Annotated in this window: 11 protein-coding genes; 10 read left to right on the forward strand and 1 reads right to left on the reverse strand. The window is 50.6% G+C overall.

Annotated elements, in window-relative coordinates:
• Positions 1-31: 31 nt before the first annotated feature.
• Positions 32-889: an abortive infection family protein gene (locus HB393_RS03380; protein ID WP_213803753.1), complete on the reverse strand. Its 858-nt coding sequence runs from the start codon at positions 887-889 to the stop codon at positions 32-34.
• Positions 890-2,575: 1,686 nt separating this feature from the next.
• On the opposite strand from HB393_RS03380, the gene HB393_RS03385 reads away from it, so the two are divergent.
• The 10 genes from HB393_RS03385 (at position 2,576) to HB393_RS03430 (ending at position 15,170) form a co-directional block, all read left to right on the forward strand.
• Positions 2,576-3,859: a hypothetical protein gene (locus HB393_RS03385; RefSeq protein ID WP_213803754.1), complete on the forward strand. Its 1,284-nt coding sequence runs from the start codon at positions 2,576-2,578 to the stop codon at positions 3,857-3,859.
• A 361-nt stretch (positions 3,860-4,220) separates the two neighbouring features.
• Positions 4,221-4,916, forward strand: a complete 696-nt coding sequence (locus HB393_RS03390) for a hypothetical protein (protein ID WP_213803755.1) — start codon at positions 4,221-4,223, stop codon at positions 4,914-4,916.
• Positions 4,904-5,281 carry a hypothetical protein gene (locus HB393_RS03395; protein ID WP_213803756.1) on the forward strand — a complete coding sequence of 126 codons (378 nt, stop codon included), beginning with the start codon at positions 4,904-4,906 and terminating at the stop codon, positions 5,279-5,281. The genes HB393_RS03390 and HB393_RS03395 overlap by 13 nt, the downstream gene beginning before the upstream one ends.
• Before the next feature lie 30 nt (positions 5,282-5,311).
• Positions 5,312-6,580, forward strand: a complete 1,269-nt coding sequence (locus HB393_RS03400) for a tail fiber protein (protein WP_213803757.1) — start codon at positions 5,312-5,314, stop codon at positions 6,578-6,580.
• Positions 6,581-6,637: 57 nt separating this feature from the next.
• Positions 6,638-7,657, forward strand: a complete 1,020-nt coding sequence (locus HB393_RS03405; protein ID WP_213803758.1) for a hypothetical protein — start codon at positions 6,638-6,640, stop codon at positions 7,655-7,657.
• Between the two features lie 19 nt (positions 7,658-7,676).
• Positions 7,677-7,883: a hypothetical protein gene (locus tag HB393_RS03410; RefSeq protein ID WP_213803759.1), complete on the forward strand. Its 207-nt coding sequence runs from the start codon at positions 7,677-7,679 to the stop codon at positions 7,881-7,883.
• Between the two features lie 212 nt (positions 7,884-8,095).
• Positions 8,096-9,091 carry a hypothetical protein gene (locus HB393_RS03415; RefSeq protein WP_213803760.1) on the forward strand — a complete coding sequence of 332 codons (996 nt, stop codon included), beginning with the start codon at positions 8,096-8,098 and terminating at the stop codon, positions 9,089-9,091.
• Positions 9,092-9,450: 359 nt separating this feature from the next.
• Positions 9,451-12,300, forward strand: coding sequence for a hypothetical protein (locus HB393_RS03420; protein ID WP_213803761.1), 2,850 nt, complete (start codon positions 9,451-9,453; stop codon positions 12,298-12,300).
• A gap of 84 nt (positions 12,301-12,384) precedes the next feature.
• A complete protein-coding gene (locus tag HB393_RS03425; RefSeq protein WP_213803762.1) occupies positions 12,385-14,667 on the forward strand; it encodes an RHS repeat-associated core domain-containing protein in 2,283 nt (760 codons plus the stop codon).
• Between the two features lie 2 nt (positions 14,668-14,669).
• Positions 14,670-15,170 (forward strand): hypothetical protein, encoded by a 501-nt coding sequence (locus tag HB393_RS03430; RefSeq protein WP_213803763.1) that lies wholly within the window; start codon positions 14,670-14,672, stop codon positions 15,168-15,170.
• Positions 15,171-15,721: the final 551 nt, after the last annotated feature.

Here is a 15,721-nt window from a genome sequence, read left to right on the forward strand (position 1 = left end):
CGTTGCCCGTTTTCTCAAGTCTCGACATCGGTCAGCTGTTCGAATTGTCCAATCTCTCGATAAGGCACACTAGCGCCACGATGTGCGTAAAGATGAATTCGGCTTCGTCCTTCTGAATGAGTTGGTCAGTCGGATGGGCAAGACTGTGATCGTTCCTAATTCTGTTGAAGCTCTCCAGAGTCGAAATCGACGAGCGCAGGATTCGCAAGGTCATCTCAGAGACTCCCCTGCCGTTGGCTTGCAGCCCTTTGACATAAAGACCCATCAGGGAATGTAGCGGCACATCGTGAGGCTGGGTGTTTCCTGAATCATCAGCGACGAGAAGCCGAAGGTACATTGTCAGGAATGTATGGAGGCGGTCCAGTCCCGCGTCGTATGCTCTCGACTTAATACAGTTTTCGACTTCTCCCCGCACTCGGCGAAAGACATCATGCACGCAGGCAAAAGTGAGGGTTGGTAGTTCCGTGTGTAGCTGGCCTGCCAATCGGAGTGCAATGCTTTGTGCGGAATTCCGATCACTATCGGTGACAGTCGGATACGCATCAAGATTCGGAAATCTCTTTTCGCGGTTGAGCAGGGCAAGTATCAGTTTCGAGACTGTTGTGTCGCTCTCGGTCTCGATAATGCTCCGAAGAATCTTGGCTTTAGATGTGCCAAACTTCTCGTATTCGCCCGAATAGGGATCAATACCGATCGCATCCGAAACGAAATCAGAGAACGTCCGGTTACTAAAATCGAGGACATATCCGCTTTTCAGCGAAAGGACTCGTTCCAATACATCGCTTTCATCGAAGCTCAGCTTTGCCATGGCCGCTAGGGTATCAGATAGTGCTCCACCATCCTCTCTGGAGATGATGGAGTTTTGCAGTGGTTTCTCAGTAAGCTCCATTCTGATTTCAGTTACGCAAGTCTGTATTACCGGCTTGTCAATGATGCGAATTCTTGGATAAGATCTTGGGACTGGGCTTTGTCAATGGAATTACGCCCATGCGCAACCGAATCCTATCCACCCATGACCTCTCCCCATGCTGGCAGAGGTGTTCGCGGAAATCCAAGGTCTCTCGTCAATGTTGTGCCGAGGAGGGTGCTGAACTGTCACTGTTTGAGCAACAGAAGCGTGTCCCGGAGGGCTTATCCTTCGCTTGTTGCACCCCACGGCCGTGATTCACCCTTTGCCAACAGACCTCGTTTTGGAATTCGATGTATCGTGTGATACCGATGTGAACGGGGTATAAAGCAATCCATAAACACCTCAGCGATCAGCCTCTGCGCTGTCGAGACCAGCGCAACGCTCCTAGATCGGCCTGTATGGAAAAGACAGAACCGGCTATTTTCGACGAACTCGGCCAGCTTTGTGTTTCGCCCTGTTATATTCACGCGTTGGCGTTCTGTATCTACAATAATGTCCTCGGAATTATGACGAACTTTCCGGGCAAGATCTTCTGAAGATGCACTCACCAGACCGACTGATTCGCACCGAGCTATATGACCAGAGGGTAGAACCAAGGTGGGGAGGAGAGCAGACTCTCGCTGATTGCCGTTCGTATCGCGTTGTTCTTGGATACACCAGCGTGGGTCCAAACGTGGGTCCGATATGGGTCCAACAAGCGTTTTGTAGGGCTCTTTTCCGCTCTCCAAGGCATTGGTGGATTTGGCTAAGTCACTAAAAATAAACAAGTTTAGAGGATTGGGGTGGGTGAGGTCGCTAGTTCGAATCTAGTCGTCCCGACCATTTTTGTTCCTTTGTTTTTAGCGCCTTACGGCGAACCCAACTCTTCTGTTTCGAACTCTATTGAGCGAATTCAGCTGGTCGGGGTCCTGTGGTGGAGCGCCATTCGCGTCGGTTATTTAAAGTAAGTCTTGCAACTCACTACAAATTCATTTGACTCCAAGCGGGAAACCTGTTTTTATGTGGCTGACCCACTCTAGATTCTGCCGCTGCCCGAGTCCGACGAACTTTTACCTTCACCATAAGACGTAATTTACTTGTATCTAGATCCGCAAAGCTTGATCGCCACTTGCACCACTTTCTTTCCAATTCTGAGATCGTCCTGGAGTTTTGAATGTCTTCTCTTCCTGCCGGTATTGCACCGCCCTTCCTACTCCGCTCCTCTGCGTTGACCCTTGAATTGTTTTGGCGGGCGACGCACGTACTTCAAACTACCCTCTATTAAATTCATTTCAAACCTCAAACTCTCCCGACGGGAAGCGCTTGAGATTTTGCGTCTGCGAACACAAGACGTCCATCTTGAGGATAGAGCTGTCGCGTTTAAACCAATGAATTGGTCAGGCGGTTCATATTCATCGAGTGCCCCCTCACGGTTGGAGACTGGCGATAAGAATTCAATTCAGAGAAGAGGACTTCCTCAGTTCACAACATCACGGATCTAAATCAACCCGGCAGGATTACCTGGTATGCAAAGGAATAAGCTGCAATTCGTGTCGCACTGATGCCTCTGTTCATAGATAGAAGTGTCGGTCTCGCTCCAGTAGATAGGTTTAAAAACCGAATAACAGCGCAGCAGGCATTCAGCTTCAACCAACGATTCCGGAACGATAGAGCACGAGGAGCAATATGTTGAAACAGATCGCACAGCCGCTACTTTACATCGCTCTCCTGACGACAAGTGCCGTTGCTCGAACTAACAATGTGGTTTCCAAGTTCTCTCCGAGTGGGACCCTGGTGGATTCATCCATCACAGAACTGAATGGCAATGTCGGCGTCCAGACACAAACGCCAACGGGCAGATTGGACATCGGTGGTTACGGAGGTTTAGTCGTCGCAGGATCGAACATAGATCCCCGCGGAGGATACTCCCTGGAACCTCTAAAAGATAGCGGTAGGGCATTGTTGGGTTGGAACTACTCTGGTGGCGAAGGCGAGGTTGACATTCTTGCAAATCGAGCCGCAGGAGCATCTGGCGGTTTTAGGTTTTATGACTACTCCAATGCTGGAGCATTAACGAATCTCTTCACTTTGAGGGGTGACGGTAGAGTCGGCATTGGGACGATGTATCCCATTGCACCGCTCAATGTGGCGATAGGTACGGTTGCGAATGCCAATGAAGTTTATAACGCACTTGTTGTACAACCGGCGCAGGGGGCGGCCCAGTTTGGCAATGGAGCGAGCATCTTCCTGAGTTCTGTAGCGAACTCCAGGATTGCGCCGGTCGCGGGTATTTGGAGTTCTCTGGGGTCGGGTGGGAATGGTGGCTATACCTATAGCGGTGCTCTTGTACTTGGTACGACTCGGGAAGGCAACTCAGTTCCAATAGAAGCCATGCGGGTCGACCAATTCGGCAACGTCGGCATTGTCACAACCACTCCCACTGCGCTACTCGAAGTAAAAGGGAACATCAAGCTCAGCGGGAACAGTGGTGGCGGCATCATATTTCCCGACGGAGCTGTACAAAGTACAGCCTGGACAGGCTCTCTCTGCGGTGGAGACTACGCCGAGTCTGTGGACGTGTCGGGCAGCAGGACCAATTACGAGCCTGGTGATGTCTTGGTCATAGATCCGGCCCATCCGGGGAGTTTCCTTAAGTCGAATGCACGCTACTCGCGGCTAGTGGCTGGTATCTATTCGATGAAACCCGGCGTGGTGGGAAGGCGCCAGACAACTGATCCAAAGTTGAGTACAAACGAAGTGCCGATGGCGATGGTAGGTATCGTTCCGACTAAAGTTACAGCGGAGAATGGGCCCGTCGAAGTTGGCGATCTTCTTGTCTCTTCCTCGCTTCCGGCACATGCCATGAAAGCGGGAGACGGTGTCATCCCAACCGGCACTGTCATTGGCAAGGCCCTCGGAGAGCTAACATCCGGAACTGGTGTCATTGAAGTTCTGGTGTCGCTTCAGTGACACGATTTGTACGTAGCAAAATCATGTCCGGACGCTTATCGAGGTTTGTGGTTTGGTTGCAGTAAGAACGTGTGACGTCGAATGTATGTCTGGCTAGAAAGAAATCGGAGTCTCGAAGATGAAGAGTTACAAGCTTTGGATGGCAGCTGTCATTGCGACAATCACTGTAAGCGCTGGGGCTCTGGTGACAGGCTCGGGAACCTCTGGCGCGGTGCCATTGTTCACTGGACCCTCTGCGCTTGGGAACTCGCCCATCACGGTGTCTGGCAGTAACGTCGGGATCGGGACCACAACTCCCACAGCTAGCCTAGCTATTCGTAGGGATGCGGGTACAGGAAATCCTCTGTCTAGTCCCGCTGCAATGATTGATTTTGACGCATACTATACCGGCTATGACACAGAGACTGTTAAGGCGTCGATAAGGTCCGGTGTCGATGGTACCGCTGCTTGGAATACTCAAAGTGGATTTTTGGCTCTTTACACGGCGAATGCCGGAGCTTTAAACGAAGCGATGCGTGTAAGTGCGATAGGCAACGTGGGCATTGGAACCGCATTGCCACAAGCGAAGCTGGAGGTCGCCGCCGGCGATGTCACCGGCAATTTTCAAGTCTATAACGCTTTGACGGTACGTCCTGTGACGGGAACTGGAGGATATGGAGGAAACGGATCCAGTGTCTACATGTCTTCCTCGAGCAATCATGGCATTGTTCCCATCGCGGGCCTGTGGAGTGCCTTGGAAGATGGTGGTGATGGCGGGGTCACTTATTCTGGGGCTCTAGTGTTGGGTACCACAACCGGAGGGAATGCGGCGCCGGTTGAAAGTGTTCGGATCAATCGCTTTGGAAATATGGGTATCGGAACAAACGTGCCTGGCGAAAAACTCGAAGTCAAGGGCAACATCAAGCTACGGCGGGCAGTGGCAGCTCCATCATATTTCCTAACGGAGACGTCCAAAGCATGGCCTGGACAGGATCTCTCTGCGGTGGAGACTACGCTGAGTCGGTCAACGCATCGGGGGATCACAAGAAATATGAGCCAGGTGACGTGCTGGTTCTGAGCGAGGATAGTGGGTCTGACGTCTCTAAATCTTCTCAGTCTTATTCGACATTAGTAACAGGAATCTACTCCACCAAGCCCGGAGTGATCGGTCGCAGACAGGCGGGTGTGAAGAGTGATAGCGAAATTCCCATGGCGATGGTCGGCATCGTTCCTACCAAGGTCAGCACTGAGAATGGACCGATCAAGCGCGGGGATTTACTGGTCACCTCGGCCACCGAAGGATATGCCATGAAGGGGACCGATCGTGGCAGGATGCTGGGCGCCATTGTCGGCAAGGCGCTCGGCTCTCTGGATTCTGGAATGGGTGTTATTGAGGTCGTTCGTCTCGTTGCAGTGAGCATCAGTTATTTCGAATATGTGTGACTGAATTATTAGGAAATTGGAGCCTTGAAAATGAAGACGAACAAGCTTTTGTTGGCAGCTTTGATTGGGATGATCTCGATAAGCGCTGCGGCGCAGACGATGACAAGCAGCGGCACTACGGGCACCGTGGGGAATATTCCTTACATTTCTGCCGCTTCCAGCACATCCACAACGCTGGGTACTTCGCCCGTCGCGGTTTCTGGCAATAACGTTGTGGTGAGTGGCAATGTTCAAATTAATCCTCCTGCAATAAATAATAGCGGTAACGGCCTATACGCAGGCAATGGTGACGGTGCAAGCGCTTCAACCGCCGATGTGGCGGTTGAGTCGTGGTGGGGCTTAGGCTTCAAATCAACCTGTTGTTCTAACTACGGCATTATCTGGAATTATCCCATCGTGTTCGATACGCGTGCGGGAGATATTTATGCTGAAGGTCGTGTCGGGATTGGGACGACATCACCACTTTCCCTCCTCGATGTATCAAGCCAGAAATCAGCCACTGACGGGATTCGACTTTCGGGTCTTGAATTTAATTATGGACAAACATCTACGGATGGCATTGCCATGCGCTTAGGCATCAACCGCTCCAGTAACAGGCAGCTTTGGATTGCTGACAGCGCAGCAGCCATCAATACTACGAATGCTCAACTGCGCATTTTCGTAGGCAGCGGTATGGGTTATACCGGAGTTGACAGTCTTTCAACTGATGGTTCAACTTACACCAACCTTGCTCTAAATTCAGGAGGCGGCAACGTTGGCATTGGGACGACGAGCCCTGGAGCAAAGCTTGACGTAAGTGGAAACATAAAACTAAGCGCACCCGGAACAGGCATCGTCTTTGCCGACGGCTCAGTTCAGACCTTACCGTGGACGGGATCGCTTTGCGGTGGAGACTATGCCGAGTCGGTTAACACATCCGGGGATCACAAGAAGTATGAACCAGGGGACTTGCTGGTCCTGAGCGACGATAGCGGTTCTGACGTATCGAAATCTTCTCAACCTTATTCGACTTTAGTGACTGGAATCTACTCCACCAAGCCTGGAGTCATCGGTCGAAGACAGGCGGGTGAGAAGAGTGATAGAGAAATTCCTATGGCGATGGTCGGCATCGTTCCTACCAAGGTCAGCGCCGAGAATGGACCGATCAGGCGCGGGGACTTGCTAGTCACTTCGGCCACGGAAGGATATGCCATGAAGGGTACCGATCATGGCCGGATGCTTGGCGCTATTGTGGGCAAAGCCCTGGGCTCTCTGGATTCCGGAATGGGTGTTATTGAGGTCGTCGTCTCTTTGCAGTGAGCATGAGCTATTTCGAATATGTGTGACTGATTTATTAGGAAATCGGAGCCTTGGAAAATGAAGACGAACAAGCTTTGGCTGGCAGCTTTGATTGGGCTGATCTCGGTAAGCGTTGCGGTGCAGACTGTGACAAGCAGTGGCACTACGGGCGCCGTGGGGAGTATCCCTTATATTTCCGCCGCTTCCAGCACATCCACGACGCTGGCCACTTCGCCCATCACGGTTTCTGGCAGTAACGTAGGGATCGGGACGCCGGCTCCGGCGTATCCCCTGAATATCAAAAGAGTAAATGATAGTGGCGTGATATTCGGTATTGGCAATGATGATGTAGATTTTCAATTCTCACGAAGCGCGATCACCGGTGCCTTGTCAATTCAAGGGACACAAATTGGCTATAACAATATCGTATTTGCACCGACAAGGGGCAATATAGGGATCGGAACGACGAGTCCTCAAACTGCGCTGCAAATTGGAACCACTGGTTCTGGAACCACCGGCTCAAACGCTAATAAGCTATCCATTCCGGGAACCTACAATTTTGAGAACCTCTACTTGGGACAGTACGGAAATGGAGATTCCGCTCTGGAGTTCGTCAATCACACAGGCCCGAGCGCTTCTTACGGCGTAAAGCTGGCTGCCAATGTGGACATCGGAGGGGCAGGACTTCAAATTCAAGTCGCCCCCTCCGCAGCATCGTATAGCGCCTTGTCCTATACGACGGCGATGATGATTGCGGCTAACGGTGCCGTCGGTATCGGAACAACAACCCCCAATTCACCGCTGGAAGTGCATGGCGACATAAGGCTGACGACCAATAGCGGCACCTCGATCAAATTTCAAGACAATTCGACTCAGAACACAGCCTGGACTGGAACCTTATGTGGGGGCGACTATGCTGAGTCGGTCGATGTGTCCGGCGGTCGTGCTAATTATGAGCCTGGAGATGTTCTGGTCATTGACCTCCAGCATCCAGGAAAGTTTCTCAAGTCTAGCCGAACCCTATTCAACCGCGCTTGCTGGGATCTACTCGACCAAGCCTGGTGTAGTTGGCAGACGGCAAACTATGCCACAGTCTGAATCCACAGAAGAGATCCCAATGGCGATGATCGGTATCGTTTCGACCAAGGTAAGCGCTGAGAACGGCCCAATCAAGCCAGGGGATTTCATTGTTACGTCATCGACTCAGGGTTACGCCATGAAGGGAACAGATCGCAACCTCATGTTCGGTTCAGTCATGGGAAAAGCGCTCGGCGGCCTTGACGTTGGTAAGGGCGTCATCGAAGTGCTCGTGGCATTGCAGTAGGCAGTTGATTTATGCCGCAGTGCTTATTACAGACAGATTCAAAGGTTGAGACCAAAATTAGCCAAATGGATAAAGAGAGCGAGCAGGAGAGTATGTATATAAAGAAGTGTAGTGATCGACCAGTGGATCTATAGCTTGGTTGAGCAAACTAATTGATCTAATAAATTAAGGATCCTAATAATTTCTTGTCTTGATGTAGGCAAATTTTAATCATGAAAATGGAACTGAAATATGCCGCAAATAGTCCACCGGTAATCGCCAAGCTTAAGTTCGCAAATATATATGAGGTGCATATGCCTTTAAATATGGAATCGCACATTTCGGCTGTATCTTCACTGGAAAAATCGGACTGTTCGTCAATATTTTTAAATCGTCGTTTGCTGTCCTGGGTTGAAAAATCGCTGATTGGTTTAATAATGATTTCAAACGTGTGTCATGTTGTTGCAGCTATCGGACAGAGTCCGACAACGCATGAAATGGCCGTTCCACTTGATACTCGAACAGCCGATAGAATTCTGACCAAGAACACTAGTGGCGTAGAGCTAATCCGAAATTCCCTTGGCAAGCTGGGTGATCCGAATGCAGTTCTCGCGGAGCAAAGCTGTGAAATAAAAGGACAAGTCACTTCGCCTGGCCAAAGTAGTGTCCCGGTAGCTTGGACGGTGGATGCGGATAACTATCTCTCTGTCATCCACGATCCACAGGGCACTATTAACCTCGGTAGTCATACTCCACATAAGACCACGAAGCAGGTATTTTTCCCAAGTAATCGCATGAATCTCATTCATTTCATTCCTGAGGCATCAACGGAGTGGCTCGCCCGGGCTCTTATCCGTCCGACAATTTCGATAAGCGCCGTGAGCCAAAAGAAGATGAATACTCGAGATATGCTAGTCATCCATTTAGCCGATCAAGCCAACCCTGTAATCCGTTCCGAGAGCGAACAGATATGGTATTTCGATTCGGAATCCTATCTTCCTATAAGAATCGATTATAAGTTAGCTCCAGAGGGACGAACTAGCGTGACTATTCCAGTCCACACCCTCATAAGTAGTTTCGATACATTCGCAGGTATCCAATTTCCCGCTAATCTATCAACGTATGTCAACGATACGTTCCAGTCCCAAACAGTAGTATCTTCAGTAGTTTGCTCAGTTCAACGCCATATTGACTCCTATTTCGACGCAAGTCACGAGGTGGGTAAGTGAAACACTGCTATGCTTTGATTTTTCTTCTATTCCTCTCTGCCGCACGCGAGGTTCAATGCCAGGATCCGGTGCCCAGCCAAGGTATCAATACGGGGCACAATTATTTACAGTCCCCGATCGATTCGATTGATACACAGACTGGAAATCTCACACTCAATATTCCACTGGTGTCCTATAAGCAACGAGGTTCTTTATCAGACTTATCGTTAAGCCTTCACTATATTAACGTTGTTTGGTCCGAAGCTAGCTCACCCGAGTTCAGTAACACGGGGCCTGGCTGCCTTGGGCCTCAATGCAGTTGGATAAATGTGTACTGGATACCCAATAGCATAGGAGTCTCTATATCGAGAGATCACGCTTTGGCTTGGGCCGCGATGGCGTTTCCTCCTGAATCAGCAGACACCACCGCCGATGAGTATGTTTATGGGGTGCTCGATGACACGAGCGCCAGACATCTCTTCTACAGAACGCAGGCCGATCCTGCCTACGGTGGTAGGACAACCGATGGAAGTGGCTTGCTAATGGCCATGGAAGCCAACACGGTTCACTTTGTTGATAAGAGTGGAATCAGGCATTCCGGCGCGTTTGATCAAATCATACCCGGCGCGGATGATGCTTGGACAGACCCGGACGGAAACGGCGTTACTCCCTACATGAACGGAAGCCAGATAGAGTATTGGATTGACTCGATCGGCAGAAGAGTTCCTGCGCCAGCGGAAATAGGACTAGCGGGTGCTCCAGGGTGTTATACGACACAGTTTCCGGCTGTGAACGTGGGGACGGCACCGTACACCTTCTGCTATCAGAAAGTCTTTGTGACGAGTGCAAATATTGGCACACCTCCGACTAGCTCGGAGTACGAATACAGCAATAATCTCACATTGCTTTCAAGTCTTATTTTGCCGGACAACACTGCTTATACCTTTGCATATAACAATTCGGGTGATCTTACTCGAATTACTCTACCTCAAGGCGGATCGATCAGTTATACCTGGATTACTGCTCAGACAGATCGAAATAACACCTCATCGTTCCAACGAGCTGTTCTGACTCGTACCCTCAATACCGGCAATGGTGCTCCGGATCAAATTTGGAGATACACCTATCAAATAGCCTACGGGTATGCAATTTCTCTCGCGACGGTTACCGACCCACTAAACAATGACACATCTTATTCAAATACCGCTCCTTTCTCTTCCCTTCAGGGATCAAACACCGAAATTCATTATCAAGGTGCCGCATCTGCCGGAAATATCTTGTACCGATCAGACGAATGCCTGCAATGGAATGGAGGCATAGTATATGCATTTGCATATCCCTATGTTCAGCCAAGCGTACTTTCCTGTGGCACAAAAACGACTCTTGGAGATGGATCGACTTCGCAAACTTCTATCGCGTACGATCCTGCACAAACAGTAACTGATCCACTGAATCAGTGGGACACCGAAGCAGAAGCGATGAGTCTCGGACTCCCGGTAGCAATAACACAAACCGATTATGGGGCGGGAGAGCCGGGGGCAGTCCTGAAGACGACTACGACCAAGTATGAGTGGCAGGTAAACAGCAATTATCTAGCAGCGAACCTCATGGGCATTCCATATTCAACAACAGTAACGGACGGGGACGGAGCACAACTATCACAAATCACGTTTGGCTATGATGAAAATAACGGCAGCCCCCAAGGGACATTTGGGCACCAAACCTCGGTTAATTCATGGCTCAATACGACAGGCTCTTCAATAGAAACATCTAGGATTTACAACAGCCAAGGGATGCTGGTTGTAAGCAGAGATCCCAATCAAAATCAGATGGCGATTACGTCCTACCAGTGCTCTGGCCTTTTTCCGCAAACACTGGTTTCCGCCTATCAGAGCGCTATGACTATGGCAGAAACAACAAGCTATGGATATGATTGCAACACCGGAAAACTAGTATCAGTTACCGACTCGAATGGCAATCTGAAACAGTACTTTTACGCAGATCCGCTAGGTAGGCTCACCCAAAGCAAAGAATTTGTAGGCACACCAAGTGAGAGTTGGACAGTCTACACATATCCAAATGCGACGCAAATTAATGTCAACCAGGATAAAACAATAAAAGGGGATGGGATTTTTCAACATTCTTATATCTACAATGGTCTAGGGCAGGTAATCCAAGCGATATCTCCCGACACCTCTATTATCGATACTACTTACGACTTGGTCGGTAAGATTGCAACTATTTCAAACCCACACTTTCCGGGCGTTGGCTCCAACGGATTTACTAGTTATATTTATGACGCTCTGGGTAGAGTCAAAACTCAAATACAACCGGACAACAACACGCAGCAGTGGTTGTATAGTGGTGCCGTCACTACATTTACTGATGAGTCTGAACATGCTTGGCGACGCACTCTCGATACCCTAGGCAGATTGACAAAGGTTATAGAACCGAATGGAGCAGCAACGACCTATAGCTATGATGCACTAGACGATTTGAGGTGTGCAGATCAGTGGGACGTAGGGCAAGTAGGTTTGCCATGCTCCAGTAGTCGCTACCGTCAATTTGTCTACGACTCCTTGTCACGCTTAACGAGCGCCCATAATCCTGAGACGGGAACTATTGTCAATGGGTACGACGGTAACGGAAATCTTTCGGTTAAAACGGATGCTAGAGGGATAACGCAGCTATATCGTTATGATGCTCTCAACCGATTGTTGTCGAAGACATATCGGAATGATCCGTTTGGTACAGCCTCCTCCTGTTATCAGTATGATAGTGCCCCGGGGGGCATCGGCTTACTTGGTGCCGAATGGACCCAGGCAGGTGATTGTCCTGTAGCTGTGCCCACAGCCGGAGCGAAGACCAAACGGACGATTCTGGCTTATAGCCCGGTTGGACGTGTGACAAGCGAGCAGCAGTGTGTCTTGTCGAGCTGTGCGGCTTCGCATACCGTCTCCTATGGATACGATCTAGCCGGTAACCTTACCAGTTCAACGAATGGGACAGGTTTGCTTGTATTCACGAATCAGTACGACGGTGCGAGCCGGCCGCAATCGATAACGGTGACGAGTCCCTGGACTGATATCACACATCCTGCGACGTTGTTCTCCAACCCGGTTTACGGGCCTGCTGGGCTATCGAGTGCGGTGCTCGGCGCAACCATGACCATCAATCGCACCTACGACAATCGTCAGCGGGTTCTCAGTGAGACTGTAAGCCGACCGTAAAGTCCGCTGCCTCCTTGATTCGTATTATTCAGGACTTGTCCCGAAATTGACGGTGCCTTGGTTCACCCAGTACGGAGAGAATATATGTCCCTCTTGAAGCGATCTTTCGGCTTGATCTTAATCGCAGTGTTGAGTCTTGGCGGACACGCGTTTGCTGCCACCACCGGAGCAATTGCCATCACCGGCGGAGAACAATCTGTGGGTGGAACCCTGTGGGACGCCGGGACGCTCACCGTCACGGTCGATGGAACTTATTCCGTGACGATCGCTTATGGTCAGTTCTCTACCGTAGGGTCAGTCGCGTCGGGCCTGGCGGCAAAGATCTCCCAGGACTGTAATGCCCCAGTCAGGGCGAGGGCAAATGGCGCTGTGATCAGCTTCAAGCTGAGAGGCTCAACCAGCTCGGTTACCTCCATTAGTGTTTCGACCACCTATGATAGCTTCAATTTTGCGCATTCCTCCTTTCAGGGAAACGCAACGACTCTGTTGACTCCCTCGGTAGACGTGACCTGTGCCGCAAACCCGCTCATCGTAGAATCTACAACCTCATGTACGGCGATTGTTGGGGGAGCAGCCACTGGAACGATTTCGTTTAGCGTGGACGGAGCACTCTGGGCGAATGTAGCCTTGACTTCAGGAAGTGCTACCGCATCGAACGGTCTTGGCAACGCCGCAGTAGGAAGTCACCTTGTTACGGCGCAATACTCCGGTGACGGGACCTACGCCCAAACAAGCGGTACGTACTCCGTTGTCGTCGCGACGAGCCAGCCTACCTCGGGCCCCATCTACAGCTATAGCATCCCCTCCTCTGGAGGGTATGCCCCCAGCGGCAACATCGTATCCTACACAGATTCTGTCATGGGAACCTGGAATCTAGGTTACGACGGCCTCAACAGGCTGACATCGGCGAATTCGAACACGACAATTTTAGGAAACCAGTATTTTTGCTGGGGATACGACTCCTTCGGCAACCGTACGATCAGCGCCAAGTCGTCATCCCCATGCGTGAGCACTCCCCCTCAGTCGTTACCTACAATCAGCTATGATGTCAACAATCGCGTTATCAGCACTCCGGTTAGTCCATCGTTGGTCAATGTCTATGACGCGGCCGGGAACGTTACGGATGACGGACGGAACCAGTATCTCTATGATGGGGATGGACGGATCTGTGCCGTTCGTTTCTACCTAACTGGAGCCATGACGCAATATCTCTACAACGCCGAAGGACGGCGAGTAATGAAAGGTTCTATTACGTCCTTCAGTTGCGGCGATAATAATGGGTTTGTGGCACAGACTGAAGAGATTCTGGGACCGGGCGGCGAGCAGGTCACGGAACTGGGACCTACAGGAAATTGGCTCCATACCAACGTGTGGAGCGCTGGGAGGCTGCTTGCAACCTATGGCGATGACAACCAGGGCGTTCACTTCAATCTGGCCGATTGGCTGGGGACTAAGCGAGCGCAGGTGAATTACGCTGGACAAATCGATCACGTTTGCCAGAGTCTTCCCTTCGGAGATGATCTCTCGTGTAGCGGAACGGTAGACGAGGCCACAGAACATCACTTCACCGGCAAAGAAAGAGATGCTGAATCAGGACTCGACTACTTCGGAGCTAGATACTACAGCTCGAATGTAGGACGATGGATGAATCCGGACTGGGCGGACAAACCTGAAGCTGTACCGTACTCATCTCTTGACAATCCGCAGTCGCTGAACCTCTACGGCTATGTTCTGAACAACCCTCTCAGCAAGGCTGATCCCGATGGACATGCAGGTTGCCCTCCGGATTGCGGTGATTCGACATGGCCAACTAGCGTCGCATCACCTGCCCCGTCATTGTGGAATCGATTTGTGGACGCCAATGTGTCTTTTCTCCACACTGCTGCGGTCTTGTATTCAGACTTAATGAACCCCACGAGAAATTGTCCTAACTGCAGCATAGGCATAGTTCCGTTGGGAATGCCAGAGGGTCTCGCTGCTAAAGGAGTCAGCGCATACGAAGTTGGCACATATGGCGAATTAGCTCCACGTTCAATTGGTGATGGGCTTGCCATCGACCATATACCGTCAAACGCATCAAATATCGCGCGTGAAGAAGCGCAATTAGGCCGACCGTTGACTGCGCCGGAGAGGGCAGTGGTACGCGATCAGGGGACGGCTGTAGCGGTTCCAAGTGATTTGCATCAATCAACAAGTCCTACATTTGGGGGGAGAAACACTCCTGCCCAAATACAGGCTGACGCAGCCAATCCGCGAGCAGCGGCAGTTCGTGACACTCGAACGATGGTCAACGCAGCAAGTGCGTCTAATAAGCAGGCAGCGCAGGTGGCCGCCCAAAAGATATGCACAGCGATAGGATGCCAATGACCATGAGTACACATTTTAGTTTTGAGCAGCTCGTGTCTCTGTTAGGCCGCTCTGAGAATGACCCGCTAGTAAGAAACTTCTTTGGGCACGAAATATCCAATATCCATCGTGATGAGTATTACGGATCATTGGAGTTCAAGCCTGAAGGGGTAGATGTTGTGTTCAAGGAGGCTCCTTGGGTAGTGCCTTCAGAGAAGATTACTGATCCGAAGATATTATGCGTTGCAGCTTTTCATTTGCACCGTGAAGGCCATGAGGGCTTTTCAGGATATTCGGGGCAATTGCCAGATGGCGTTGCCTTAGGCGATTCCGAGACTGAACTGCTTCGTAAGATGGGAGAGCCCATAAGAAAAGGAGGTGGCGGTACGAGCTCCGTACTGAAGCGATCTATCCCTCGTTGGTTTTGGTTTCCGGTGAGCGAGGCGATCCTCCACGTCCAGTTAGACTCGACGGGGCGGATTGACATGGCGACACTGCAGACTCCTGGGATCAAACTGGGCTGATGGCGAATGGTCCGAGTTTCGACTGCGATTCGCCCATCGAACGAAAGTGCCTAGGTCACAATCGCGAGACTTGGGATATCGATACGATGTGGGGAGGCACAGATACGATGATCTCCGTCGCATGTTCCGCGAGCGCGTGTCTTCTGCGACTTCGTTATACCGGTAAAGAACAGCAAGCAGAAGCGGCTTAGATTGCCTTTCCATCGATGGATCGGGACTCGTAAAGCGGTCTATCGGCGAACCGAAGTAGTGAGCGCCGAAGTTTCTCTATCTTCTAGTTGTCGCTGCCAGAAGCAGCAGCCAAAAATAGGAGTCAGCTTCTAAATGCCGAAGCTATGCGAGTTGACTTTGTCTAATCGGCGCTCCTAGCGATTACTAATAGACGTCTAAGCCATCTTGAAAGATCTATCCTGCAGATGATTTTTGAATGCTTTCCCATGTGGAGATCTATCCGACAGGGAAGAGCCTTTGTGTGATCGTGATGGTTGCTAAGTTTTAGCTGACGCCTTAAGGAAGTCTTAAGGTTCAAACTTTACTCTTTCTCTATGCCT

This window comes from Granulicella sp. dw_53, assembly GCF_018449545.1.
GTDB lineage: Bacteria > Acidobacteriota > Terriglobia > Terriglobales > Acidobacteriaceae > Edaphobacter.

What these genes read in the sequence shown, in the direction of transcription:
- HB393_RS03380 (WP_213803753.1), bottom strand. Translation starts at nt 889, where the DNA reads ATGGAGCTTACTGAGAAACCACTGCAAAACTCCATCATCTCCAGAGAG.
- HB393_RS03425 (WP_213803762.1), top strand. Translation starts at nt 12,385, where the DNA reads ATGTCCCTCTTGAAGCGATCTTTCGGCTTGATCTTAATCGCAGTGTTG.
- HB393_RS03410 (WP_213803759.1), top strand. Translation starts at nt 7,677, where the DNA reads ATGGCGATGATCGGTATCGTTTCGACCAAGGTAAGCGCTGAGAACGGC.
- HB393_RS03400 (WP_213803757.1), top strand. Translation starts at nt 5,312, where the DNA reads ATGAAGACGAACAAGCTTTTGTTGGCAGCTTTGATTGGGATGATCTCG.
- HB393_RS03390 (WP_213803755.1), top strand. Translation starts at nt 4,221, where the DNA reads ATGATTGATTTTGACGCATACTATACCGGCTATGACACAGAGACTGTT.
- HB393_RS03430 (WP_213803763.1), top strand. Translation starts at nt 14,670, where the DNA reads ATGAGTACACATTTTAGTTTTGAGCAGCTCGTGTCTCTGTTAGGCCGC.
- HB393_RS03415 (WP_213803760.1), top strand. Translation starts at nt 8,096, where the DNA reads ATGAAAATGGAACTGAAATATGCCGCAAATAGTCCACCGGTAATCGCC.
- HB393_RS03385 (WP_213803754.1), top strand. Translation starts at nt 2,576, where the DNA reads ATGTTGAAACAGATCGCACAGCCGCTACTTTACATCGCTCTCCTGACG.
- HB393_RS03405 (WP_213803758.1), top strand. Translation starts at nt 6,638, where the DNA reads ATGAAGACGAACAAGCTTTGGCTGGCAGCTTTGATTGGGCTGATCTCG.